A 24,964-nucleotide genomic window follows, 5' to 3' on the forward strand; every position below is an offset into this window, starting at 1 on the left:
AGCGGGTCATTTACGCAGCGGCACCTGCGGGGTCGGCCCGCGGCGCCGGAAAAGAATCGTTAAGGCAGATTGTCGCGAGATGAGACACGATCATCGACATCGGCGGTCACCGGAACCGATTGCCGGCCAATAACCGCCGACCTGCCGTGGTTGCCTCATTTTTGCCTCACCTGAGCCCCTAGTTTTGCCGCAAGTAACACCGAGAAGGAATGCCGTGCTCGGTGCGTTCCGAGGAATCCGCTGCGGATTCCGACCTGGGGAAAGGGTTTGTGATGTCGATGATTGCCCCCGAAGTGATTTGTTCGGCTGCCGCCGTTAAACCCCCTGCGTTTTCCAGGGCCCTCGGCCGCTTCCGGCGCGAGGAAGACGGATCGCTGCTCATCTTCGGGCTTTTCGCCTTCGTCATGATGCTGTTGCTCGCAGGCGTCTCCCTCGACCTGATGCGGTTCGAGGAACGCCGCACCACGCTGCAAAACACGGTCGACCGCGCCTCGCTGGCGGCGGCCGACCTCAAGCAGACGCTCGATCCCAAGGATGTCGTCCGCGACTACTTCCAGAAAGCCGGCCTGACGCCGCCGGCGCCGGAGGACATCATCGTCACCCAGGGCACGCTGAGCGACTACCGCAAGGTCGAGATCAAGGTCTCCGAAGAGATGCCGACCTGGTTCATGGCCCTTGTCGGCGTCAAGACGCTCTCGACGCCCGCGGCCTCGACCGCCGAGGAAAGCGTCGGCCAGATCGAGATCTCGCTGATCCTCGACGTCTCCGGTTCGATGAACTCCAACAGCCGACTGACCAACCTCAAGCCGGCCGCGAAGAGCTTCGTCGACCAGATCTTCGACTCCGCAGAGAACGACAAGGTGTCAATCTCGATCATCCCCTACGCGACGCAGGTTGCGATCAGCGACGACCTTGCGAGCTATTTCAACATGACCGTCGAACACTCCTACTCGAACTGCATCGAGTTCGAGGAAAGCAAAGGTGACTTCGACACGGCCGCGGTGTCGTTCGGAACCGACCCCGGCGACCGTATCTACCAGCGCAACGGCCATTTCGACCCGTTCTACAAGGCGAGTCCGCCGAACCTGACGAACTGCCCGGCCGAGGCCGACCGTGAGTTGCTGCCCTTCTCGGGCGACCGCAACCAGCTCAAGACGTTCATCGACGGCCTTTCCGCCGAGGGCAACACGTCCATCGACATCGGCATGAAATGGGGCGCGGCGCTTCTCGATCCCTCGATGCAGGGCGTGGTCGACGGGATGATCGCGTCGGGCGACCTTCCCGGCACCTTCTCCGAACGGCCTTATGCCTATACCGACGGCGATGTCCTGAAGATCATCGTCCTGATGACCGACGGCGCGAACACGACGGAATACCGGCTGCGCAACAACACCACGTCCAATCCCTATTTCGACGAGGGTGTGAGCCTGCTGACGCGCAACCCGTACTACGAAACGAACGGTGTTTCCTCTGACGACTACACGCTGGAGCAGTATTCGCTCTGGGATGCGTCCAAGAACCAGTACTATATCTTCGCCCTCAACCAGTGGCGCGACAAGCCGTGGGGCGACAGCACCTATACGACGACTTCGTGCAACAAGTGGGGCACCTGCACCACGACGACCAAGAACGACGTTGGCTATTCCGGATCGCCCACCTCGATCCCGATGACCTGGCCGGACGTCTGGGCCCAGATGTCGATCTACTATTTCTCGGACAACATCATCTACAAGGCCTATGGAAGCTCGTCCCTCCGTAACCAGTGGCGCCCGTCCGCGACGTCGAACCCGAAGGCGAACACATACATCAACGACGACAAGGACGCTCTGACGCTCGACATCTGCGGCGCGGCCAAGAACCAGGGCGTGCGCATCTACACCATCGCGTTCGAGGCGCCGACCGAAGGGCAGCAGTTGCTGAACAATTGCCAGAATGCCGGCTACTACGCGGTGGAAGGCCTCGACATCAATGACGCGTTCGCGGGCATCGTGAACTCGATCAACAAGCTGAGGCTGACGCACTGATGGGCAACTTCATTTCCGCCATGCGCGCCTGGCTCGGAAGCAAGGCCAGCGAAGAGGACGGGACCGCGACGATCCCCTTCATCATCTTCCTGCCCTTCTTCATGCTCCTCGTCATGTCCGCGTTGGAAATGGGCACGGTCATGCTGCGCCATGTCATGCTCGAACGGGCGCTCGACATCTCGGTGCGGGATCTCCGGCTCGGAAACTGGAACAATCCGACGCACGAGGATTTCAAGCGCGTCGTCTGCAACCGCGCCGGGGTCATTCCGGACTGCATGAACGTTCTTCTGGTCGAACTGCGCCCGGTCAGCACCTCGACCTGGGAGCCGCTGTCCGCCGGTCCGATCTGCGTCGACCGGGCCGAGCCGATCAAGCCGGTGACGACCTTCGATGCCGGCGCCGGGGACGAGATGATGCTGATCCGCGCCTGCGCGAAATTCGACCCGCTCTTCCCGACCTCGGGGCTCGGGTTCCAGTTGCCGAAGGACAATACCGGGGCCTACGCGCTGATTTCGGCGACCGCCTTCGTGAACGAACCGGAAATTGGAGGCTGAGATGTCGCTCTATTCGCGCCTGAAACTCCGGACCCGCCGCCTTGCGGACGATACAAGCGGTTCGATGCCGGTCGAGGGGCTCCTGGCGAGTACCTTCCTGATCTGGTGGTACATCGCCTCGTTCCAGTTCTTCGACGCCTACCGGCAGAAGAACATCAACCTCAAGGCGGCCTACACGATCGCCGACATGATTTCTCGCGTGCAGCCCGACCAGGCGATCGACTCCGACTATATCGAGGGGTTGAACACGCTCTTCGACTACCTGACCTTCTCGCGCAAACCGACCTGGGTGCGGGTGTCGAGCGTGATCTGGGACGATACCGCCGACCGCTACGAGATCGCCTGGTCCTATGCGACCGGCTCGACCGGCGGCCAGACCGACGACTCGATCCAGGCCGACAAGAACCGCATCCCGATCATGCCGGCAGGCGACTCAGTGATCCTCGTCGAAACCAACATGGCCTACGAGCCGATCTTCAACATCGGCCTCAAGGCACAGTGGTACACGACCTTCATCACCACCCGTCCGCGTTTCACGTCCTGCGTGAAATACGACCTCAAGGACGGGGTGACACTGCCGGCCTGCATCTACGACAGCGATGTCGACATGACCGACAATGTCAGCGACGACAACACGACTGACCCGTCGATTGGCCTCTGAGGCCTAGCGGTCGCGCCGTGCGACCGACGCGGCGATCAGATCGGCCATCGCCCGCCCCTCGGCGCCTGAGATGACGCCGCCGACGCCGACTCGGCGGCCCATCCGCCACCAGAGGCCCGGCGCCCACGCACCGGGTCTTTTGTCCTTGAGATGCAGAACGAAGCCGTTCGACGGCTTGAACGCGAAGGCTCCGCGCTCCACCTTGCGGATCTCGTCCAGGGTCGCGACCACGCGCCCGTCGGAATCCGACAGCGCCTCGGTGGTCAGCACCAGCCCCCGCCCCGCCGCCGCATGGAGTCTGATGCAAAGAACGAGCGCCACGGCGCCGAGCGCGATCAGCATGGCCTGAAGCGGCAGCGATGCCGGCGGGCGGAGGAAGGCCAGAAGCTCCAGCAACACGCCAAGGCCGCCGAGAACCGATGTCGCGAACACTCTCCTTGCCGGTGAGGGTGTGATCCGCGCCAGAATTTCCGTGGTCGCATCGTTCATGGCACCCTACCCTCCGAATTTCCGGACCGTCGGCCGCTTTGTGCGCCCGGACACAAGAGATGTGCCCCCGATCCTGTGCCCGCCCCCTGCTCCCGGAACGGTTTTCGCCCTATATTACGCGGAGCGAACAGGAGAAACCCAAATGTCCATCCGCCCGGTCCTCGAATCCCGCCGCGCCATGCCGACCATGGAAGGCGCCGGCGTCAAGCTTCATCGCGCCTTCGGATTTCATGATCCCTCGGAACTCGACCCCTTCCTTCTCTTCGACGATTTCCGCAACGAACGGCCGGAGGATTTCCATCGCGGCTTCCCCTGGCATCCGCACCGGGGCATCGAGACGATCACCTATGTCCTCGCCGGGACGGTCGAACATGGCGACAGCCTCGGCAATTCCGGCCGGCTCGGCGCGGGCGACGTGCAGTGGATGACCGCGGGATCGGGGATCATGCATCAGGAAATGCCGCTCGGGAACGCCAAAGGGCAGATGCACGGCTTCCAGCTCTGGGCCAACCTGCCCTCGCGTCTCAAGATGACCGCGCCGCGCTATCAGGACGTGAAGTCGGCCGAGATTCCCGAGGTGATCGACGATGATGGCACACGAGTGAAGGTCGTCGTGGGCTCCTTCTGGGGCCGCACCGGGCCGGTGGACGGCATCGCCGCCGATCCGCAATACCTCGACATCTTCGTGCCAGCTGGCGTCCTGAAGACGTTCAAGGTCGACACGTACCGCCGCGCCTTCGCCTATGTCTTCGAAGGCTCGGGCCGCTTTGCCGACGCGTCGCGGCCCGAAGGCGTGCTTCTGGAAAAGGAGGTCATGGGCGAGGAGGTCAACATCCGCGACATATCCGGCAACCGCACGTTGATCCGCTTCGGCACCGGCGACGAGGTGACGGTGCAGGCCGGCGATCAGGGCATCCGGTTCCTTCTGATTTCCGGCGCACCGATCGAGGAGCCGGTGGCCTGGCACGGGCCGATCGTGATGAACACAAAGGCCGAGATCCAGCAGGCGATGGCGGATCTGCGCAACGGCAATTTCATCCGACCCGCGCACTGATCGTCACGCCCGGGGGCGCTGCCCCCGGGCCCCCGGAGTATTTGGGAACAGAAGAAAGGGCGGTCAGGCGGCGACGGCCTTGCGCACCATGTCCCAGTAGATGTCGCCGACCTTCTGGCGCGACAGTCGCCCGCCCTCGCGGTACCAGGTGTTGACGCCGGTCAGCATCGCGATGATCGCGAGCGCGGCAATCTTTGTGTCGGGCGCGGCGAAGACGCCCGCCGCCTGCCCCTCGCGCAGGATCGTTTCCAGCCGCGTCTCGTAATCGCGCCGAAGCGCCTCAATCGCGGCGAAATTCCCGGACCCGAGGTTGCGCAACTCCATGTAGGACAGGAACACGGCATCGGGGCGTTCGAGGTTGAACCGGATGTGGAATCGCACGAATCCCTCGAGCCGCGCCACGGGCCCCTCGCCTTTCGGCTCCGCCTCCCAGGCCTCGATGAGATCGTCCATATGCGCCTTCAGGAGGTCGAAGAGCAGCGTCTCCTTGTCGGGGGTGTAAAGATAGAGCGCGCCGGCCTGCACACCCACCTCCGCCGCGATCTGGCGCATCGAGACAGCGGCGAATCCATGCCGCGCGAAGAGCTTGAGCGCGGCATCACGGATGCGCGGGCCAGTGATTTCGGAATGCGAGCCGGTTTTGCGTGCCATTCCGCCAGATTATCTGAACACACGTTCAATACAATCCCCGTGCCGCTTGCGGAGAAAGGCTGCGAAAGACTAAATTCGGCGCGTCCGTCCGAAAGAACCGCAATGCGCGTTGCCCGCCTGATCGCCGTCCTTCTGCTGCCGCCGCTCGGCGGCTGCGCGACGTTTCCGGCCCTTGATACCGCACCGCAACCCGGTGCGAGCCAGGCGGCCTATCCGGACCTCCTGCCGCTTGACGTCTTCATCGCCCGGGTCCCGCCGCCCCCCGAGACCGATCCGGCGGCCGAACTCGCGGCCCGCGCGGCGGCCCTGAAAGCCCGCGCGGCCGCCTTGCGGGCGGCGGACCTGTCGGGCTGACGCGGCCGCATCACGCGCCTGGACCATTTCAGCCCGAGCGCGTTGCAAGCCTGCGAATGTCAGGCTACATGCGTCTGGCCCGTTCGGGCCGATGATCCAACCACGGAGTTTCCCATGACCCAGCCCCTGCGTCTCGGCATTGCCGGTCTCGGCACGGTCGGCATCGGCACCGTGAAGATCATCCAGCGCCATGCCGGTCTGCTCGCGGCCCGCACGGGGCGTGACATCGCGATCAGCGCCGTCTCGGCCCGCAGCCGCAGCAAGAACCGCGATGCCGACCTGTCGGCATATGGGTGGGAAGACGATCCAGTAGCGCTCGCCACTCGCGAGGATATCGACGTCTTCGTCGAGTTGATGGGTGGCTCTGATGGCCCGGCGCTCGCCGCGACGCGGGCCGCGATCGCCGCCGGCAAGGACGTCGTGACGGCGAACAAGGCCATGCTCGCCCATCACGGACAGACGCTCGCAGAGGCCGCCGAGGCGAAGGGGCATGTGATCCGGTTCGAGGCCGCCGTCGCGGGCGGTATCCCGGTGGTGAAGGCGCTGACCGAAGGGCTGGCGGGGAACGAGATCCGCCGCGTCATGGGCGTGATGAACGGCACCTGCAACTATATCCTGACCCGGATGGAAAGCGCCGGTCTGCCCTATGCCGAGATCTTCGAAGAAGCGCGCCAGCTCGGCTATCTGGAGGCTGATCCCAACCTCGACGTGGGCGGGATCGACGCCGGTCACAAGCTCAGCCTGCTGGCCTCCATCGCCTTCGGCACCAAGGTCTCTTTCGACGCGGTGGAGCTGGAAGGCATTGGCCGGATTTCCATCGACGACATCCGCCGCGCGGGCGACATGGGCTACCGGATCAAGCTGCTCGGTGTCGCACAGATGACCGGCCGCGGGCTCGAACAGCGGATGTCGCCCTGCCTCGTTCCCGCCGACAGCCCCCTCGGGCAGTTGCAGGGCGGAACCAACATGGTCGTCCTTGAAGGCGACAGCGTCGGCCAGATCGTGCTGCGGGGCGCCGGTGCCGGCGAGGGGCCGACGGCTTCGGCCGTGATGGCCGACGTCATCGAGATCGCCCGCGGCTGCAGGATCTCGACCTTCGGACAGCCGGCCGCCTCGCTCTCGGACGCGGTCGCTGCGAAGGCGGCGGCGCCGGCGCCCTACTACCTTCGCATGGAACTCTCGGACAAGCCCGGCGCGCTCGCCAAGGTGGCGACGATCCTCGGCGACGAAGGCATTTCCATCGACCGGATGCGGCAATACGGCCATGCCGATACGTCGGCTCCGGTGCTGATCGTTACCCACAAGGCGACCCGCGATGCGATCGACCATGCGATGAAGCGGCTTCCCGCGACCGGCGTGGTGGTGGGCGACGCGGTGGCGATCCGCATCGAAACCGTCTGACCTCGGCGCCGGGGCCTTGCCCCGCGCCCCCGCGACCGGCTAGATGCTCCTGACCGAAGACCATCAGGAAGAGACCATGGCCGACGCCCAGGAATTCCACGACCGCATGCTTTCGCTGGGCCTCGCCCGCGTCTCCGAAGCCGCCGCCCACGCCTCGGCCCGCCTCATCGGGCGCGGCGACGAGAAGGCCGCCGACCAGGCCGCCGTGAACGCGATGCGCGACCAGCTCAACCTTCTCGACATCAAGGGCACCGTCGTCATCGGCGAGGGCGAGCGCGACGAGGCGCCGATGCTCTTCATCGGCGAGGAGGTCGGCACCGGCAACGGGCCGGAAGTGGACATCGCGCTCGACCCGCTCGAAGGCACGACGCTGACGGCCAAGGACATGCCGAACGCGTTGACCGTCATCGCGATGGCGCCGCGCGGTACGCTCCTGCACGCCCCCGACGTCTACATGGACAAACTCGCCATCGGTCCCGGCCTGCCGAAGAACGCCGTCTCGCTCGACATGAGCCCGACCGAGCGCGTCGTCGAACTCGCCAAGGCCAAGAAATGCAAGCCGACGGATATCACCGTCTGTATCCTCGAACGCCCCCGGCACGAGGACATGATCACCGAGGTCCGGGCGACCGGCGCGGCGATCCGGCTGATCACCGACGGCGACGTTGCGGGCGTCATCCATTGCGCCGAAAGCGAGATCACCGGGATCGACATGTACATGGGATCGGGCGGCGCGCCGGAGGGTGTGCTCGCGGCTTCCGCTCTCAAGTGCATGGGCGGCCAGATGTGGGGCCGGCTTCTCTTCCGCAACGACGACGAACGCGGCCGCGCGGCGAAAGCCGGGATCACCGATCTGAACCGGGTCTATACCCGCGACGAGATGGTCACGCGCGACGTCATCTTCGCGGCGACCGGCGTCACCAACGGCTCCATCGTCCGCGGCGTCCGGCGCGAGCCGAATTTCATCGAGACCGAGACGATCCTGATGCGGTCGAAAACCGGCTCGGTCCGGCGGATGATCTACCGCAACCCGATTAAGTGACGGCCGCCCGCGCCTTCCTCGGCGTCGAAGCCTCCATTACCGGTCGGCGCTGGACCGGCCCCACGGTTGAGGCCGACCGGCTGGCCGAGGCGATGGTGCAGGAAACCGGCCTGCCGGCGGCCCTCGCCCGCGTGCTCGTCGCGCGCGGTGTGGCGCCGGCTGAGGCCGAACGCTTCCTTGAGCCGCAATTGCGCGACCTCCTGCCCGACCCACGGTCGCTGAAGGACATGGAGACGGCCGCGGGACGGTTCGTGAAGGCGGTGAAGGACCGCCAGAGTATCGCCGTCTTCGCCGACTACGATGTCGATGGCGGTTCCTCCGCCGCGCTTCTGATCACCTGGCTCCGGGCGATGGGTCGCGCCGCCACCCTCTATATTCCCGACCGGATCGACGAAGGCTATGGGCCCAACGTGCCTGCGATGTCCGCACTGGCGCGGGATCATGACCTGATCGTCTGCGTCGATTGCGGCACGCTCAGCCACGAACCGATCGCCGCAGCCAGGGGCGCCGACATCATCGTGCTCGACCATCACCTCGGCGGAGAGACGCTGCCCCCTGCCCTCGCGATCGTGAACCCCAACCGCCAGGACGAGAGCGGCGAACTCGGCCACGTCTGCGCGGCCTCGGTGGTCTTCCTGATGCTGGTGGAGGCGAACCGGCACCTGCGCGAGGAGGGCGTGAAAGGCCCCGACCTGATGGCGCTTCTCGACCTTGTCGCGCTGGCCACCGTTGCCGACGTCGCGCCGCTTGTCGGCGTCAACCGGGCGCTGGTGCGGCAGGGGCTGAAGGTCATGGCGCGGCGCGAGCGGGTCGGCCTGACCACGCTCGCCGACGTGGCGCGCATGGATCGGGCGCCGACGCCCTACCATCTCGGCTTCCTCCTTGGCCCGCGCGTCAATGCCGGCGGCCGCATCGGCGCCGCCGATCTCGGCGCACGGCTTCTGGCGACCGACGACCCGCACGAGGCGCAGGCGCTGGCCGACCGGCTCGACGCGCTCAACACCGAACGGCGCGAGATCGAGAACCGGGTCCGCGACGCCGCCCTCGCCCAGGCCGAGGATCGCGGGCTCGACGCGCCCCTTGTCTGGGCGGCAGGCGAAGGCTGGCATCCCGGCGTCGTCGGCATCGTCGCGGCCCGGCTGAAGGAGGCGACCAACCGCCCCGCGATCGTCATCGGGTTCGACGGCGACGAAGGCAAGGGCTCCGGCCGCTCGGTCGAGGGCGTCGACCTCGGCGCCGCGATCCAGCGGCTGGCGGCCGAGGGGCTGTTGCTCAAGGGCGGCGGGCACCGCATGGCCGCCGGGCTCACCGTCGCGCGCGACAGGCTGGAGCCGGCAATGGCGCGGCTCTCCGACCTCCTCGCCCGCCAAGGCGCCGGCACGACCGGCCCGCGCGACTTGCGCCTCGACGGACTTCTGATGCCGGGCGCGGTGAGCCCGGCACTGATCGAAGAGATCGAGCGCGCCGGCCCCTTCGGCCAGGCCGCCCCCGCGCCCCGTTTCGCCTTCGCCGGGATGGCCATCGCCCATGCCCGCCGCATCGGCGAGAACCACCTGCGCATCGCCTTCTCCGACGGCCTGTCCGCGCCGGTCGAGGGTATCGCCTTCGGCGCCTTCGACACACCCCTCGGCCCCCTCCTCGAAGCACATGGCGGCATGCGGTTCCACCTCGCCGGCCGGCTCGAACTCAATCACTGGCAGGGCCGGACAAAAGCCCAGCTCCGGCTTGAGGATGCCGCGCGAAGCTGACGCGGGCCGACTACCAAAAATCTGAAAAAACCCTCTTGCGAGTCACCGCCCCGTGGCCTAAACACCGCCGCACGCCAGAAGTGGCCCGTTCGTCTATCGGTTAGGACGTCAGGTTTTCAACCTGAAAAGAGGGGTTCGACTCCCCTACGGGCTGCCAAACACCCCGCCATTTTGGAGACATGTGACCCGGGCCGGGTATTGTCGCGCGTCATCCGTGGCTTACGCGACATGGTTCAATCCGGAGACCGCAAATCTGGCGCACAGAGAGCGCAAATGCGCGGCCTGTCTCTCTTCGCCGATTTCGTATTTCCAGTTTGGGAGTGAGCAAGATCAGGCGGCGCGGAAGAGCGCGTCCTGCGCGCTCCAATCGGCGGGGATATCATTCTTCAGGCACCAGTCGGCCGTGAGGAACGAGGGCTGCCGCCCCTCGATGATCTGCCGCACCGAGTGCGGCGAGAGGAACGCAAACTCGAGGATCTGCTGGACCCGCTTGACCGACACGCCATGGCCCTCGGCGATGTCCTGGAAGCTTCGACCGGCCGTGACGTCGTCGAGCATCGCGTGCCCCTTGGCAATGTTGGCAATCAGCGTCTCGTCGCGGGGAAGCACATCGCCATCCAGTAGCAGCCGGGTTTCGACGCCGCGTCTGCGCAGCGTGGTCGGCGCTTCGAAGCGCAGGCTGTTTGGGTTTATACGATCGGGCGGAACACTCAGGGCGTGTCCCAAATCCTTCCGCGACAGCGTGAGAGCCAGCCGACCCGCCCCAACCACAACGCGTTCGATCATCGATAACAGGTCGGTGCCCGCGTCCGCGATCACCGAGGTAGCATCGGCGATCAGCTTTACCTCCGCCAATGGCACCAGGTCCCGCATCAGAGTAGTCTGGAGATGGCGCCGGACGGCTGCCGCGATACGATCCTCGAAGGCCCTGGCGGGCAGCCGCCAGCCCGTTGTCCTGTCCGGCGGAACCGGAGCGGTCTTCAGCGCCTGAGAGATGTAATAATCGTAGCGTCGCCCCCGCTTCTGGGTGTGGACTGGCGTCAGCCGCGCGCCCTCCGCGTCGAAGATCTTGCCGGTCAGCGGCGCGCTGGGTCGACCGGATGTCTTCTGTCCCCGTGGGATCGCCGATTGCTCTTGCAGGACCTGCTGTACCTCCTCCCACTGGTCCACCTCGATGATCGCGGGATGCTGGCCTTCGTGGATCACCCCCTTGTGGCAGACCTTGCCGATGTAGAGTGGGTTGGTGAGGATCTTGTGGATATGCCCCCGAGACATCTCTTGGCCGCCCTGGTCACGGCCCGACTTGTCACGTAGCGCTTCGACATCAGCTCGAGACGTTGGGCCTCTTTAGCGGCGAGATGCAGCGCGCGATGCGTCTCGTAAATCGCGAAAAGCGTCCGAACCGTCTCGGCCTCCGCTGTATTGATGTTCAATGTCCGGCCCGCGGCATCGTAGCCGAGAGGCACATAGCCGCCCATCCACAGCCCCTTCCTCTTTGAGGCGGCGATCTTGTCGCGGATCCGTTCGGCAGTCACCTCGCGTTCGAATTGTGCAAAAGACAAAAGTACATTGAGCGTCAGCCGCCCCGTGCTGGTTGCGGTATTAAAAGACTGGGTCACCGAGACGAAGGAAGCCTTCGACGCGTCGAGCCGGTCTACAAGCCGGGCGAAGTCGGCAAGCGAGCGTGTCAGCCGGTCGATCTTGTAGACGACGATCTGCTCCACCCTGCCCTCGTCCACATCTTGCATCAGGCGCTGCAGAGCCGGCCGCTCAAGGTGCCCGCCGGAGATGCCACCATCGTCATAACGCTCCCGGACCAGTTCCCAGCCCTCGTGGCGCTGGCTGGCGATATAGGCCTCGCAGGCCTCGCGCTGCGCATCGAGCGAGTTGAACTCCTGCTCCAGCCCTTCATCGGAGGATTTGCGGGTATAGATGCCGCAGCGGATGCGGACCAACTCACCCTGGGCCTGTACCCGCGTCTCCGCATCGTCGAGACTGCCCTTGAGAGGCTAACGCAAGCAATGGTTGAGGCGCGCAGCGGCTATCTGCCAATGGCCGAGGCCCATGCGCTACTTGAAGAGCTACACTCTTCACAGAACCAAACCGAGCGGAGCCTCTTCTTCCAGCTGAAGAATGTGGGCGTCTTGACTGTTGAACCGGTGATCGACGGACCGACGATGGTGGAGCAAGTTCGCTTCACCTTTGAGCGATTGAGCGATCATCGGATCGCCCACACGCTCCTCGACACGGCAATAACCGGTGACAATCCAGCGCCTGCCTTTTCACCGGGTGGAGCGCTTCGCGAATATGTCGTCGGAACCAACGCGTATCGTTTTGCCGGAATAGCCGAAGCCTTCGCCGTACAATTGCCTGAACTGTTCGGCACCGAGCTGCTTGATCTCATTAATGACATCAACGCGAGCTACGACCTGCTGCCCGGTTTCCGGACCAGCCTGCTGTGGCGAAGGCAAGAGGCCTTTAGCGAACGCACGCTGGAACTGCTGGAAGAACACGCAGACTACCTGGACGGCGATCTCTGGCTCGATACCCTGATCGCGGTCGCAACCGAACCCGGCAATGCCTTCAATGCGGATTATCTCGACAGTTGGTTGCGCCCGATGTCGATGCCGGAGCGGGACGAATTGTGGTCAGTGCGAGCCACGTACATCGCGACCGATGATGGCAATTCTATTGATACACTGATCCAATGGATTTTGACCAATGGTTACAATCCTATTGAACCCGAGCGTGCCAGGCTTGCCGCGATCACGCTCGCGTGGCTCACCAGTCTCAGTCACCGGATTGTCCGCGACATGGCGACGAAGGCTCTAGCCGCGCTGTTGGTAAATCGCCGTGAGCTTGGTGTCCATCTCATCGATCGATTTGTCGGCCTCGACGACGCTTATGTTGTTGATCGTGTGTTGGCGGCCGTTTACGGCGGCGCGACCCGTAGCAGCAGTAACGAGGGCCTCGCAGCATTGGCCGACACCGCTTATTCAGCGGTATTCGCGAATGATCCTATTCCCACTCATGCACTGATCCGCGACCATGCACTGGGCATCATCGAACTGGCTGCTTATCGCTGCGTCCTTTCAGCAAAGGTGTCGCTCGATCGCGCGAGGCCGCCTTATCCGGCATTCCTTCGGCCAACCCTCTACCGATCGTTCCTTTCGCGACCTGCTCAGGTGGCACCGCGAAGGGAACAGGGCGCGCTGGCCCAGCCATGTTGCCGTGACGCCGACAGTGCCGCCGGAGCGCAGTGACGAAGCGCGCATCACCATGGTGGGCCATGCCACGATGCTGATCCAGGTCGCCGGGCTCAACCTGTTGACCGACCCGGTCTGGTCCGACCGTGCCAGCCCCGTTCGCTTTGCCGGCCCACGTCGTGTCACTGCGCCGGGGATCGAATTCAACCACCTGCCCCCGATCGACGCGGTGCTGATCAGCCACAACCATTACGACCACCTCGACACCGCGACTTTGCGCTGGCTGCAGTCGCGCCACCGCCCTCATATGGTGATGCCGCTGGGCACCGATGCCACGATTCGCCGGGCCGTGCGAGGGGCGCAGATCTCGACCGGAGACTGGCATGATCGAATCACGCTGGCACCCGGGATCTCGGTCACGCTCACTCCCGCCTATCACTGGTCGTCGCGTGGCATCCGCGATCGCCGCATGGCGCTGTGGAGCGGGTTCTGGATCGAGAGCCCCGACACGCGCATCTGGTTCGCGGGCGATACCGGCTACGGCGACGGCGCGATCTTTCGCGACATCCGGGTCCGCCATGGCTCCCCCGAGATCGCGCTGATTTCGATCGGTGCCTACGAGCCGCGCTGGTTCATGTCCGCGCAGCACGTAGCCCCGGACGAGGCGGTCCGCATCTTTGCTGATATCGGCGCGGACCAGGCGTTGGGATATCATTGGGGCACGTTCCAGTTGACCGACGAGCCGCGGGAGGAACCGGCCGAGCTGCTTCAAAGCAGCCTGAATGCTGCCGGTATCGACACAGGCCGTTTTACTCCGCTTGCCCCGGGCCAAGCTTACACCGCAAGGCAGCCCTGAGAGAGGAATGGTCGTCGTGCGCGTCGCAAAAGGCCGCTTTCCACCCGATCGCGTCGATTGACCGCTCGATAGTGTCACAGCGAATCTGGCACATGATGGAGTTCGGTTTTCCGGCTATCGTACGACAACGCGGCAGATCGGGAGCAATTGGATGCTGCACAAGGGCGACGGGACCGCAAAGGGGGACTCGGAAGGTAAGATGATGGCGGTCGTGACGACCGGCACGGGAGGCTATGACAAGCTTGACTACAGACGAGTCTCGATACCCGTTCCGGGATCGGGCGAAGTGGCGCTCTCGGTGCTGGCCGCGGGGGTCAACAATACCGACATCATCACGCGGCTTGGATGGTATTCCGAGTCCGTCAGGGGGGCAGTCTTCATCGGAATGTCCGCACAAGAACCATCGCTTCGATGACAGGTCGTGCAACTCAGCGCTCGCAGCGTTGCCACCAGGTCCTTCCACTCCCCCGCCCGCCCAGGGCCCGATTCTCGTTGCCCCTCGGCGACTTTGCATTTATCAGTGTCTTTATGCAAAATGGGGTGAAAGCGTGATACCTGACGAAGTTCGTGCCGCCTATGCGCCGACAGGCACGCTGCGCGCGGCCGTGAACCATGGGAACCGCGTACTCGTGTCGCGGGACGAAACCGGAGAGGCCCGAGGCATCACCGTCGACCTCGCCCGCACTCTGGCCGAGACGCTGAACCTTCCGCTGCAGTTCGTGCACTACGAACGGGCTGTCGATGTCTCCTCTTCCGTCACCAGTGGGGACTGGGACATCTGTTTCCTCGCGGTCGACCCAAAGCGAGCCGAAACGATCGATTTCACAGACCCCTATGTCCGCATAGAGGGCAGCTACCTTGCCGCGCCCGCCACGCCCTACGATACCTCCGCCGACCTCGTGGCCTCGGGCGATCCAGTCGGTTCCGTAGTGGGATCAGCCTACTCGCTGACCCTGATGCGTTTGCCAGGGGCCGAATATGTGGTCATGTACGAAGACATTCACGCCATGCTGGCCGCGCTCGACAGTGGAGAGGTCAGGGCCGCCGCAGGAATCGGCAGCGTGATGGAAAAGGAGGCCGCCCTGCGACCCGGTGCCCGGATAGTCAGCCCCCCCTTCATGGAGATCCGGCAGGCCATGGCCATGCCAAAAGGACGTGAACCCGCCGCGACACACCTCAGGACTTTCCTTACCGATCTCGCACGGTCGGGCCGCGTCGGCGATATCCTCGAGCGGCATGGTGTTGACCGCGACGCGGCCATCCAGCCTGCCTGACCGATCCCCGGCAAGGACGACCAATCCCCCCGCCGCCGCAATCGATGCCAAATCAATCGGACCGGCGCGCCCGATGACTGCCCGAATTGACTTAGCCGCCCACACACCCGAGGCCGCCTGCGTGCAGGGCTTGCGGGGCAGGTCGGCACCGGCGGGATCGTGATCGTCCGGACACGAGCATTCGGCGCCGAAATTCGCCGTATGCCGGATCGCATTCGGACCCTGGTGACTGCACCCTTGCGGTGGCGCAAATGAATGCCGGACACCCGGGGCCGACCCGGACGAGGGCACCAGACCGGCGTCCATGGTCCTGAACCAGTTGCGACATTCAAGAGCGCTTCACTTCCTCGCGCCCGGCCACAAACCTTCTTTGCCTTTGTTGCTGGAAAAGTGCCAAAGTAAGGCAGGACACCATGACCTGCTCGAACCACAACAACACCGTATATTGAATTTTGCGATCAACTTCGGCAAAAAATTGCACGACGATCAAGGGGAGCATGATCAGATGAAAGCCAGCCTTCTCGCCGAGAAGATCGCTCAGGACATCACCCAGAAGATCGCGACGCGTGAAATGCCGGCAGGCGAGCACCTGCGCGCGCAGGCGTTGGCGGATCGTTACGGTGTGTCACGCTCGCCGATCCGAGAGGCTTTGAAGCTGCTCGAGACGGCGGGACTTGCCGAACAGAAGACCAACCGCGGGTTCTATGTTGCTGACCGGGCCGAAGGAGTGGCGGCGGCCGTCCCTGAAGCGCTGAAACAGGAACAGGAAGGCCCCTATCAGCGGATCGCGAACGACTGGCGGAACGACCGCTTGCCGGAAGAGGTGACCGAGAAATTCCTGCGCGAAACATACGCTCTGACGCGGGTCCAGGTGCGGGACATACTGGCGCGCGCCTCACGCGACGGATGGGCCGAACGAAAGCCGGGTTACGGCTGGCGGCTTCAGGACGTTGCCAAGTCAAACGAGTCTTTCCGACAGATCTACCAGTTCCGCATGGCAATCGAACCTGCGGCCATGCTGCTTCCGGAATATACCGTTGACAAAGTCCTTCTGGAAGAACTCAAGACAGCACAGAAACGCATGCTTGAAAGGGACATCGATCGCCTGCCGGTAGAACAATTGCTGAGCGTCGGGGCGGACTTCCATGAAGAACTGATCAAGTTCGCCAATAATCCCTACTTCCATACGGCGCTTGTCCGGGCCAACCAGATGCGGCGACTGCTGGAGTACCGCGCCGCCTATAGGCCTGAGCGGTTCATCCAGCAGTCGACGGAGCATTTAATGATCCTCGAGCTACTCGAACGGGGTGAGATCCTGGAAGCCTCGTTCTCGATGAAGAAACACTTGGCCGGCGCCCTAACGGAAAAGGCCGAACTTATCAGGGCATTGGACGAAAGATCGGCGGCGCCGGCCTGATCGCTTCGTCGATGCGCCTCGAGCAGGCCTTCAGGCGGATACACGTCGCCCGATCTGTTCGCCAAGTGCCTTGTGCAGGATTGACGGGATGACCCCGCCCGACCTCAGCAGCCGGACGTCCTGTTGCGTCTCGACAGCCGCCACGGTCTGGATCACCGTTTCCTCGCCATTCGCCCGTTTCAAGACAACCGGAACCTCTTGCCGCGGCACCAGGCTGCCAGGCGCCACGTCCACCACAAACAGGTCCTGCGGCGTGATCCCCGCAGAGGCGGGCACGAAGCCATCGACGATCTGCAACGGCAGGACGCCCATGCCGATCAGATTCGACCGGTGAATGCGTTCGAAGCTCTGCGCGATCACGGAACTCACGCCGAGCAGCGCGGCCCCTTTGGCGGCCCAGTCGCGGCTCGACCCCATGCCGTACCGATGACCCGCGAGGATGACGCGTGCGCGCCCCTCGGCGTCGAGCCGCGCCGCGGCATCGTGCACCAACAGCCGCGAGCCGTCATGAAGCACGGTCGTCGCGGGCGGCAGGTCGTGGGCAAGGTGGTTCGTTGCGGACTTGTTGGTGAAAAGGCCCCGCAGCATCACCTCCCAGTTCCCGCGATAGGAGGCATAGACGTTAAGGTCCCTCGAGTCCCCTCCCCGTTCGATCAGCCATTGACCCGCCGCGCTGTCGGGCGAAATCCAGCCGGCAGGGGATATATGGTCAGTCGTCATGTCATCACCGAGCACCAGCAGCGGGACGGCCTCATAAGTGCCAAGTCGCGAAGGCGCATCTTTCTGCACGAAAGCGGGGCGGCGCAGGTCGCGTGACGACGGATCCCACGGAAAACATTTGCCCTCGGGCGCCTGCAGCGCCGCCCAGTCGGCATTGCGCCGCGCTTCGCGGAACAAGGCCGGCACATCCCGCGGGACGATCGCTGTGGTCATCGCCGCATCGATCTCGGCATCTGTCGGCCAGAGGTCGACCAGCGTGACAGGCTCGCCATCGCGATCCAGGCCGATCGGGTCGGTCACGATATCGCCTCGCACGTCCCCACGCAGCGCAAAGGCGACGACAAGTGGCGGCGAGGCGAGGAAGCCGAGGTCGAGTTTCGGATGCACCCGCCCGGGGAAGTTCCGGTTGCCCGAGAGGACAGCGGCCACAGCCTTGCCGTCGGCCAAGGCCTTTTCGACGACGTCTGGCAGCGGGCCGGAGTTGCCGATGCAGGTCGTGCAGCCATATCCGACAATACTGAAACCGGCCGCATCCAACGCGTCGAGCAAACCGGCACGGGCCAGCATGTCGCGCGCCGATGGAGACCCCGGCGCGAGCGAGGTCTTCACCCAATCGGGCGGCGTCAGCCCTAGCGCGGCGGCGTTCCGAGCAAGAAGCCCCGCGGCCAGCAAAAGCCGCGGTGACGAGGTGTTGGTGCAACTCGTGATGGCTGCGATGCCGATCGCGCCGTCCGGCACGCCATCCTCCTCGGGCGACAGAGTGCGGCCAATGGCATGTTCCACAGCACCTGCAGTAGCCGATGCGGACAGACGGTCTTGCGGTCGGCGCGGCCCGGCCACAAGCGGGGCAAGCGACGACAGATCGATGTCGATCTCCCGATCGAACCGGGGGTGTGCGGCTGGATCGAACCAGTGGCCCTGCGCCGTGAAAAGCGGTTCGATCCGGTTCAGCAGATCATCGGGCCGCCCGGTGCGGCGCAGGTAGGCGACGCTTTCCTTGTCCGCCGGAAAGAATCCGGTCGAGGCGCCGTATTCCGGCGCCATGTTTGCCACCACGGCGCGGTCGTCGGCAGAGAGCGTCGCGGCCCCCTCTCCGAAGAACTCCACTAAGGCTCCGGTCACGCCGATCCGGCGCAGCTGATGCGTCACCTCCAGCGCGAGATCCGTAGCAAGGACGCCGGGCCGCAGCCGACCCGAAAGGCGGACGCCGACGACCTCGGGGAAAGCCAGCGAAAGGGCCTGCCCGAACATCGCGGTTTCGGCCTCGAGCCCGCCGACCCCCCAGGCCAGCACGCCGATGCCGTTGATCATGGGCGTATGGCTGTCGGTGCCGATCATCATGTCAGGGTGCCAAAGCCCGCCCTCCCCGACCACCAACGTCGCCAGTTGTTCAAGGTTGATCGTATGCATGATCCCGGTACCAGGCGGGTTCACGTTCAGCGTCGACATGTTGCGCGCCGCCCATTTCATGAACGCGTATCGCTCGGCGTTGCGTTCGATCTCGTTGGCGGTGTTTTGCGCCAGCGCGACACTGGACCCGTAGGCATCTACGGCGAGCGAGTGATCGACCGAGACCTCGACGGGAATGTCTGGCGTCAGGACGGATGGATCATGCCCTGCTTCGGCAAGTACGTCGCGCATCGCGGCGACGTCCGCAAGCGCGGGCGTGCAGGTCGTGTCGTGCATCAGGATGCGGTTCGGCCGGAAGGCGAACTCCATATCGGGATGGCCGCCGCCAAGCCAAGTCTCCAGGGCCGCAATCACGTCAGACGCCATCCCTGTCTCACGCAGGTGATTCTCGGTCAGCAGACGGAGAACATGCGGCAGCCGGTTGAGACTGCCTCCGAGCACTGCCCGCAGATCAATACACTCCATCGCCCCCGAAGTGCCGGACACGGACAGCCGCGGCAATCCGTGTCCGTCTGTTTTGCTGCCTTTCCCTCGGGTCATCCTCAGTCCCCTACGCTGACTTCGTCCTGCGCGTTCGCCATCCGACGGCGCAGCCGCCCACCAAGGATGATCGGCATGATGAAGCCGATGATCGCAATGATCCAAAGGATGATCGCCAATGGAGAGCCGACGAGTATCGACCAATCACCATCTGAAATGGTCATCGCCCGACGCAGGTTTACCTCCATCTCGTTTCCAAGAAGGATGCCAAGGATGATCGGCACCATCGGAACCTCAAGTTTGCGCAGGACCCAGCCCGCCAATCCGAACCCGACCATCAGCATCACGTCGAAGGTCGACCCGGTGATCCCGTAGATCCCGACGAAAGAGATCATGGCGACCACCGGCATCAGGATCCGCGTCGGCACGAGAAGCACGCGAGTGAACAGCCCGACCATGGGAATGTTAAGCGCGAGGAGCATGAAGTTGGCAATGAAGAGCGCCGCGATCAAGCCCCAGACGATGTCCGGGTTCTTGGTGAACAGCAGCGGTCCGGGCGTAATGTTGAGCTGCAGTAGAACCGCCAGAAGCACCGCCGTGGTTCCCGAACCGGGAACGCCAAGCGCCAGCATCGGAACCAGCGCCCCGCCCGCAGCCGCGTTGTTGCCGACCTCGGGCGCGACGACGCCGCGGGGGTCGCCTTTGCCAAAGGTCTTGCCTTCACGGTCCACGGTCGACTTCTCGACCGAGTAGGACAGAAATGACCCGAGAGAGGCCCCCGCCCCCGGCAGCACGCCGGACAGGAAGCCAATGATCGTGGCCCGCCCCATGGTGGGAACACAGCGACGCAGCACCGACCAATCCGGCGTCAGCCGACCAACCTTCATCTGGCCGACTGAAGCGGCAGAACCGCCGCGGTGATGCTCCAGGAAGATGAACACCTCGCTCAAAGCAAAAAGGCCAACGATGGCAACCAGGAAATCTATCCCGTCGTAAAGGTGGATATGGCCGAAAGTGAACCGCTCGGAGCCGGTCTGACTGTCGGCCCCGATCATCGCAATGCCCAGGCCGAGCGCGGCGGCAAATGCCGACTTCGCTTGGTTTCCGGCAGAGATACCGCCGAGCGTGGCGAAGGCGAGCGTGAAAAGAACGAAGTATTCCGCCGGTCCGAACAGAAGCGCGATCTTGACTAACTGAGGTGCCAGCAGAACCAGTCCCCAAGTGGCGAAGAACGACCCGACAAAGGAAGCGATGCCGGAAAGCGTCAGCGCTTCGCCTGCCCTGCCCTGTTGTGCCATCGGATAGCCATCCAAGCACGTCATCATGGCCGGTTCGTCACCGGGGATGTTGAGCAGGATCGACGAGATCCGCCCGCCGTACATCGCTCCGTAATAGACCGAAGTCAGCAGGATCAGGGCCGAGACCGGCCCAAGGCCCAGAGAGAAGGCGATCGGGATCAAGATCGCGACACCGTTGGCGGGTCCGAGGCCCGGCAATGCCCCCATGAGCGTTCCGAGAAAGCATCCCAGGAGCGCCAAAAGCAGATTCTGGAAGGTAAAGGCGACTGCGAAACCATCGGCGAGAGAAGCAAGCGTATCCATGACAACCTCAGAAACCGAACGGGCCCTTGGCCAGCGACAGGCCAAGGATCAGGTGAAAGACGATGTAGATGCCACCGGACGTGGCTGCGCCCGTGACCAGTGACATCAGGGGCGTCGTACCGAGCCGCCATGTCAGGTAGGCGGTGGCGAAGACCGTGGCGATGAGAAAGCCCAGTTCCGGCAGAGCCCAGCAATAGAGAAAGAGGACCGCTCCGGCGAACAGGACTTCTGCAAGGTCGCGGAAGGCCGGCCAGATCGGGTCGGCGTCGGGGCGCAAAATGAAAATCAGCGAACTGATGGCAAGAACTGCTCCGACCATATAGGGAAAGGTGCGGGGCCCGATTACATCCGACATGAAACTGTCGGCGATGATGGACGTGGCCCAGAAATAGAAGATCGAAAGCGCCAAACCGACGACGCCGAAGATACGGTCACTCATGGAAGCCTCCCCGCCCCAGGTAAGACCGGACCGCCGAGCAAGTTCAGCGGTCCGGACGATCGTCAGTTGATGATGCCGATGGACTTCGATGTCTCGGTGATGTCAGCGATGTTCTGATCCACGAAAGCCTGCATGTCGGCGCCGAAGTTGTTGAACGACTCCATCGCCGCGTCGTCGAGGGTCTTCTGGAACTCCGGGGACTCGGTCATCTTCTTGATCGCGTCGCTCCAGAAAGCCTTGGCCTCGTCCGACGCGCCTTTGGGCATGTAGAGACCGCGCCAGTTGGCACCGTTCACATCATAGCCCTGTTCCTTCGCGGTCGGCAGGTCGGGGAAGTGCTTGAGCCGCTCGGGCGCCAGCACGGCCAGAACACGGATGTCACCGGATTCGAGGAACCCGCGCGCTTCTGAGAAGTCGCCCGAGAACGCCTGAACGGCGCCGGACAGAAGGCCGGTCATCGCTTCGCCGCCGCCAGAGAAGGCGACGTATTTCAGCTGACGCACGTCTTCCATTCCGGCTTCCTTGGCCAGAAGCATCGGTTTGATGTGGTCATAGCTGCCCACGGAGGATCCGCCCGCGATGCCGACGGACTTCGGGTCGGCCAGGATGGCATCCATCATCTCCTTGAGGGTCTGGAACGGAGAATCCTTGGCCACGGCGATCACGCCGTATTCGGCACCGAAGGTCGCAAGCCAATGAACGTCGTCTTTGGTCGCGCCTTCAAAGATGCCTTGCGCGATACGCGCGGTAGTGGAAACCGAGGCTGCGACGATGACGTTGTTGTCCTCTCCCCGCTCCTTGGTGACATGCGCAAAGGCCACGCCACCGCCTCCGCCGGTCATGTTGTTGACCTGCATCGTGCTGTCCAAGATGCCAAGATCAAACAGGAATTTCGCCGTGGTGCGGCAGATGAAGTCCCATCCGCCACCTGGGCTTGCGGGCGCGATGCATTCGGGGTTTTCGGGCTTGAATTCGGCCGAAGCAGGCGCTGCGACGATAAACATCGCGGCAATGCTGAGTGCGGTGGCGCGGAAAGTATTCCTGATCATGTAGTCCTCCCTTGACGATCCGACGTCGAATCGACGCGCCCCAACATTGCACAATATCGCACCAAAGTGCAAAGATAGATTGGGCGGGATCTTTGATTTGGCAGACAACTCAACAGAGGTTGATGCCGCCCGAAATTCTTGAGCATGCCGAAGCGACCGGGAATGCCGGCAAGACCTGCTGGTATTTTGGGATCGGCCGCTAAAGTTTCTATCGATGGTGACGTGTCCGGCAGATTCGAAGCACACAGCAGGGTCGTCCCTCACCGCGTCGTTCCCGATCAGCCTCTCCATCTTGGCGGCGGCCTGTGGGTCGACATGCCGGATACGTTTTTGCCGACCGAACTCAGCGCCAATAAAAAAAACTCCTTGCAGACGGGACGGGCCATACGTTTTTGAGCAGGCGGTTCACCCCGGCATGATCTTCCGGACCAGTGCGAGCTTTTCCTCGCCGAGAGCGATGAAGCGGAGGTTGTCCGCGATCTCGTCGGGATCGGTCTCGGTCTCATTGGCCTCGCGGAGCTGGGTGACGCCGTCTACGATCCACTTGAGTCTGATCAGACCTCTGCAAACACTTGAGCTGGTCGTCGTCGATCGACGTTACGAAACCACCCTGTCCCACATAACTCGGGTCCATCTGACGCCGATTCGCTCGGGTATCACCTGCCGCGAATTAGGTCGCTTGCCCGCTCAGCGATCATGATCGTGGGTGAGTTCGTATTGCCTGACGTGATGCGCGGCATGACTGACGCATCCACCACCCTAAGGCCATCAACCCCCCGAACCCGAAGATCAGGGGTCACCACGGCGCGATCGTCGGCACCCATGCGCGCCGTGCCGACCGGATGAAAGATCGTCGATGCGATTTTGGCTGCTCCGATTGCAAGCTCCGCATCCGTCTGGAACTCCGGTCCGGGCTTGAACTCTTCTGGCCGGTAACGTGCGAGCGGCGCCTGGCCCATGATCTTTCGGGTCAGCCGGATTGCGCGCGCCGCGGTCAGGCGGTCGCCCTCTGTCGAAAGATAGTTCGGCTGAATCTCGGGATGCGTGGTGGGATGGGGTGACGTGATGCGGACATGCCCGCGGGCTTCGGGGCGCAGGTGGCAGACACTGGCGGTGATCGCGGGAAAGCGATGTGGCGCCTGGCCAAATGCTTCCAGCGTGACGGGCTGGACGTGGTATTCGAGATCGGGTGTTGCCACCCCCTCATGGGAATAGGCAAAGGCGCCAAGCTGGCTCGGTGCCATCGACATCGGGCCAGTCCGTTTCAGCGCGTATTCCAGCCCGATCATCGCCTTACCCCAGAGCGTCGCCGACATGGTATTGAGCGTCTTCGCGCCGGTGACCTTGTAGGCGCAGCGTATCTGCAGGTGATCCTGCAGGTTGGCGCCCACGTCGGGGCAATCGTGGACCACGTCGATCCCGTGTTCGCGCAATAGGGCGCCCGGCCCGATGCCGGAAAGCTGCAGGAGTTGAGGCGATCCGATCGCGCCCGAGGCGAGGATCACCTCGCGCCGCGCGGTCACCCTGGCGGGGATGCCCTCGCGGCGGAACTGGACGCCCGTCGCGCGGCGGCCCTCCAGGATCAGCCGGTCGGCCTGGGCGTGGGTCATGACGGTCAGGTTGGACCGGCCCATTGCCGGCCGCAGGAACCCTTTCACGGTGCTCCAGCGCCAACCCTTGCGCTGATTCACCTTGAAATAGCTCACCCCGAAATTGTCGCCTGCGTTGAAATCCCGGGTCTCGGGGATACCTGCGGCGATGGCGGCGTCTTTCCAGGCATCCAGGATCTCCCAGCGGAGGCGCTGCTCCTCGACCCGCCATTCACCTCCGACGCCGTGATTGTCGCTTTCGCCCGCGTAGTAGTCCTCGGACTTGATGAAATACGGCAGGACGTCGTCCCAGCCCCAACCCGTGTTCCCCATTTGCCGCCAACCGTCGTAGTCGGCGGCCTGGCCGCGCAGGTAGAGCATTCCGTTGATCGAGGAGCATCCGCCAAGAACCCGCCCCCGTGGATAAATCAGCGACCGGCCACCAAGACCGTCGCAGGGGGCGGTCGAGAACCCCCAGTCTGTGCGCGGATTGCCGATGCAGTAAAGATAGCCCACAGGGATGTGGATCCAGTGGTAATTGTCGTCGCCGCCCGCTTCGAGCAGCAGGACACGTACTTTTGGGTCTTCGCTGAGCCGGTTGGCCAGGACACAGCCTGCGGAACCAGCGCCCACTATGACGTAGTCGAATTTCCCAAAATCCTGCATAAGGTGCCCTCCGCAGCGCCAGAAGTTTCGCGCCGCCGACAGGATGACCGGGAGCGAGCGCAAGAGAAGTCACGATATTGCACATTCATTGTCGAATTTCGTGCGCGACGACCTGACGGTCAGCTGAAATTATCTCAAAGAGGTGTTCTCACCGTTCGACCGGGGCGATGTTTGAGCTGACCCGCGTTGGTCGGGACGGTCATGCGCTCGCCCTGCTTTGGTCGATCTGCCGAACAAATCGGGCTTGGGCGAAAACCATCCCCCAGAACTCGGCATGCG

General features: G+C 63.8%; 22 protein-coding genes and 1 tRNA gene. 14 read left to right on the top strand and 9 right to left on the bottom strand.

Features of this window, described 5'->3' with window-relative positions:
* Positions 1-272: 272 nt before the first annotated feature.
* From V5734_RS14880 to V5734_RS14890, 3 genes are read left to right on the top strand one after another with little or no spacing between them, the layout of a single operon-like run.
* The gene (locus V5734_RS14880; RefSeq protein ID WP_347310425.1) at positions 273-2,024 is read left to right on the top strand and encodes a pilus assembly protein TadG-related protein; all 1,752 of its coding nucleotides are present in this window, start codon (positions 273-275) and stop codon (positions 2,022-2,024) included.
* A complete protein-coding gene (locus tag V5734_RS14885; protein WP_347310426.1) occupies positions 2,024-2,578 on the top strand; it encodes a TadE/TadG family type IV pilus assembly protein in 555 nt (184 codons plus the stop codon). The genes V5734_RS14880 and V5734_RS14885 overlap by 1 nt, the downstream gene beginning before the upstream one ends.
* Position 2,579: 1 nt before the next feature.
* Positions 2,580-3,239, top strand: coding sequence for a TadE/TadG family type IV pilus assembly protein (locus tag V5734_RS14890; RefSeq protein ID WP_347310427.1), 660 nt, complete (start codon positions 2,580-2,582; stop codon positions 3,237-3,239).
* Between the two features lie 3 nt (positions 3,240-3,242).
* Here the strand turns inward: V5734_RS14890 and V5734_RS14895 are convergent, their stop codons facing one another.
* Positions 3,243-3,728 carry a hypothetical protein gene (locus V5734_RS14895; protein WP_347310428.1) on the bottom strand — a complete coding sequence of 162 codons (486 nt, stop codon included), beginning with the start codon at positions 3,726-3,728 and terminating at the stop codon, positions 3,243-3,245.
* Between the two features lie 142 nt (positions 3,729-3,870).
* On the opposite strand from V5734_RS14895, the gene V5734_RS14900 reads away from it, so the two are divergent.
* Positions 3,871-4,782 (top strand): pirin family protein, encoded by a 912-nt coding sequence (locus V5734_RS14900; protein WP_347310429.1) that lies wholly within the window; start codon positions 3,871-3,873, stop codon positions 4,780-4,782.
* Between the two features lie 63 nt (positions 4,783-4,845).
* Here the strand turns inward: V5734_RS14900 and V5734_RS14905 are convergent, their stop codons facing one another.
* Complete coding sequence (locus V5734_RS14905) at positions 4,846-5,433, bottom strand: TetR/AcrR family transcriptional regulator (protein WP_347310430.1); 588 nt, start codon at positions 5,431-5,433, stop codon at positions 4,846-4,848.
* 102 nt (positions 5,434-5,535) lie between these two features.
* Here V5734_RS14905 and V5734_RS14910 point away from each other — a divergent pair, with 102 nt between their 5' ends.
* The 5 genes from V5734_RS14910 to V5734_RS14930 all read left to right on the top strand — a co-directional run bounded on the left by V5734_RS14910 (position 5,536) and on the right by V5734_RS14930 (position 10,135).
* Positions 5,536-5,787, top strand: coding sequence for a hypothetical protein (locus tag V5734_RS14910; RefSeq protein ID WP_347310431.1), 252 nt, complete (start codon positions 5,536-5,538; stop codon positions 5,785-5,787).
* A gap of 114 nt (positions 5,788-5,901) precedes the next feature.
* Positions 5,902-7,188 (top strand): homoserine dehydrogenase, encoded by a 1,287-nt coding sequence (locus V5734_RS14915; protein WP_347310432.1) that lies wholly within the window; start codon positions 5,902-5,904, stop codon positions 7,186-7,188.
* 76 nt (positions 7,189-7,264) lie between these two features.
* Positions 7,265-8,230 carry a class II fructose-bisphosphatase gene (gene glpX, locus V5734_RS14920; RefSeq protein WP_347313644.1) on the top strand — a complete coding sequence of 322 codons (966 nt, stop codon included), beginning with the start codon at positions 7,265-7,267 and terminating at the stop codon, positions 8,228-8,230.
* Positions 8,227-9,978, top strand: a complete 1,752-nt coding sequence (gene recJ, locus V5734_RS14925) for a single-stranded-DNA-specific exonuclease RecJ (protein WP_347310433.1) — start codon at positions 8,227-8,229, stop codon at positions 9,976-9,978. The genes glpX and recJ overlap by 4 nt, the downstream gene beginning before the upstream one ends.
* Positions 9,979-10,060: 82 nt before the next feature.
* Positions 10,061-10,135, top strand: a tRNA-Glu gene (locus V5734_RS14930).
* Between the two features lie 173 nt (positions 10,136-10,308).
* On the opposite strand, the gene V5734_RS14935 is transcribed toward V5734_RS14930, so the two are convergent.
* Positions 10,309-11,253 (bottom strand): recombinase family protein, encoded by a 945-nt coding sequence (locus V5734_RS14935; protein WP_347310434.1) that lies wholly within the window; start codon positions 11,251-11,253, stop codon positions 10,309-10,311.
* Positions 11,181-11,933, bottom strand: a complete 753-nt coding sequence (locus tag V5734_RS14940; protein ID WP_347310435.1) for a recombinase family protein — start codon at positions 11,931-11,933, stop codon at positions 11,181-11,183. The genes V5734_RS14935 and V5734_RS14940 overlap by 73 nt, the downstream gene beginning before the upstream one ends.
* 66 nt (positions 11,934-11,999) lie before the next feature.
* On the opposite strand from V5734_RS14940, the gene V5734_RS14945 reads away from it, so the two are divergent.
* The 5 genes from V5734_RS14945 (at position 12,000) to V5734_RS14965 (ending at position 16,731) form a co-directional block, all read left to right on the top strand.
* Positions 12,000-13,241, top strand: coding sequence for a hypothetical protein (locus tag V5734_RS14945; RefSeq protein WP_347310436.1), 1,242 nt, complete (start codon positions 12,000-12,002; stop codon positions 13,239-13,241).
* Positions 13,210-14,040: an MBL fold metallo-hydrolase gene (locus V5734_RS14950; protein ID WP_347310437.1), complete on the top strand. Its 831-nt coding sequence runs from the start codon at positions 13,210-13,212 to the stop codon at positions 14,038-14,040. Before V5734_RS14945 ends, V5734_RS14950 begins: the two co-directional genes overlap by 32 nt.
* Positions 14,041-14,191: 151 nt before the next feature.
* Positions 14,192-14,455 (top strand): hypothetical protein, encoded by a 264-nt coding sequence (locus V5734_RS14955; protein ID WP_347310438.1) that lies wholly within the window; start codon positions 14,192-14,194, stop codon positions 14,453-14,455.
* Positions 14,456-14,588: 133 nt separating this feature from the next.
* Complete coding sequence (locus tag V5734_RS14960; RefSeq protein WP_347310439.1) at positions 14,589-15,314, top strand: transporter substrate-binding domain-containing protein; 726 nt, start codon at positions 14,589-14,591, stop codon at positions 15,312-15,314.
* Between the two features lie 304 nt (positions 15,315-15,618).
* Positions 15,619-16,731 (top strand): GntR family transcriptional regulator, encoded by a 1,113-nt coding sequence (locus V5734_RS14965; protein WP_347310440.1) that lies wholly within the window; start codon positions 15,619-15,621, stop codon positions 16,729-16,731.
* Positions 16,732-16,761: 30 nt separating this feature from the next.
* Here the strand turns inward: V5734_RS14965 and acnA are convergent, their stop codons facing one another.
* The 5 genes from acnA to V5734_RS14990 all read right to left on the bottom strand — a co-directional run bounded on the left by acnA (position 16,762) and on the right by V5734_RS14990 (position 24,685).
* Positions 16,762-19,401 carry an aconitate hydratase AcnA gene (gene acnA / locus V5734_RS14970; RefSeq protein WP_432759631.1) on the bottom strand — a complete coding sequence of 880 codons (2,640 nt, stop codon included), beginning with the start codon at positions 19,399-19,401 and terminating at the stop codon, positions 16,762-16,764.
* 2 nt (positions 19,402-19,403) lie between these two features.
* Entirely contained in the window at positions 19,404-20,942 is a 1,539-nt protein-coding gene (locus tag V5734_RS14975; RefSeq protein WP_347310441.1) for a tripartite tricarboxylate transporter permease, read from the bottom strand.
* 7 nt (positions 20,943-20,949) lie between these two features.
* Positions 20,950-21,381: a tripartite tricarboxylate transporter TctB family protein gene (locus tag V5734_RS14980; RefSeq protein ID WP_347310442.1), complete on the bottom strand. Its 432-nt coding sequence runs from the start codon at positions 21,379-21,381 to the stop codon at positions 20,950-20,952.
* Between the two features lie 62 nt (positions 21,382-21,443).
* Complete coding sequence (locus V5734_RS14985; protein WP_347310443.1) at positions 21,444-22,721, bottom strand: Bug family tripartite tricarboxylate transporter substrate binding protein; 1,278 nt, start codon at positions 22,719-22,721, stop codon at positions 21,444-21,446.
* 365 nt (positions 22,722-23,086) lie between these two features.
* Complete coding sequence (locus V5734_RS14990; protein ID WP_347310444.1) at positions 23,087-24,685, bottom strand: GMC family oxidoreductase; 1,599 nt, start codon at positions 24,683-24,685, stop codon at positions 23,087-23,089.
* Positions 24,686-24,964 lie beyond the last annotated feature (279 nt).

The sequence above is a fragment of the Defluviimonas sp. SAOS-178_SWC genome (assembly GCF_039830135.1).
Taxonomy (GTDB): Bacteria; Pseudomonadota; Alphaproteobacteria; order Rhodobacterales; family Rhodobacteraceae; genus Albidovulum.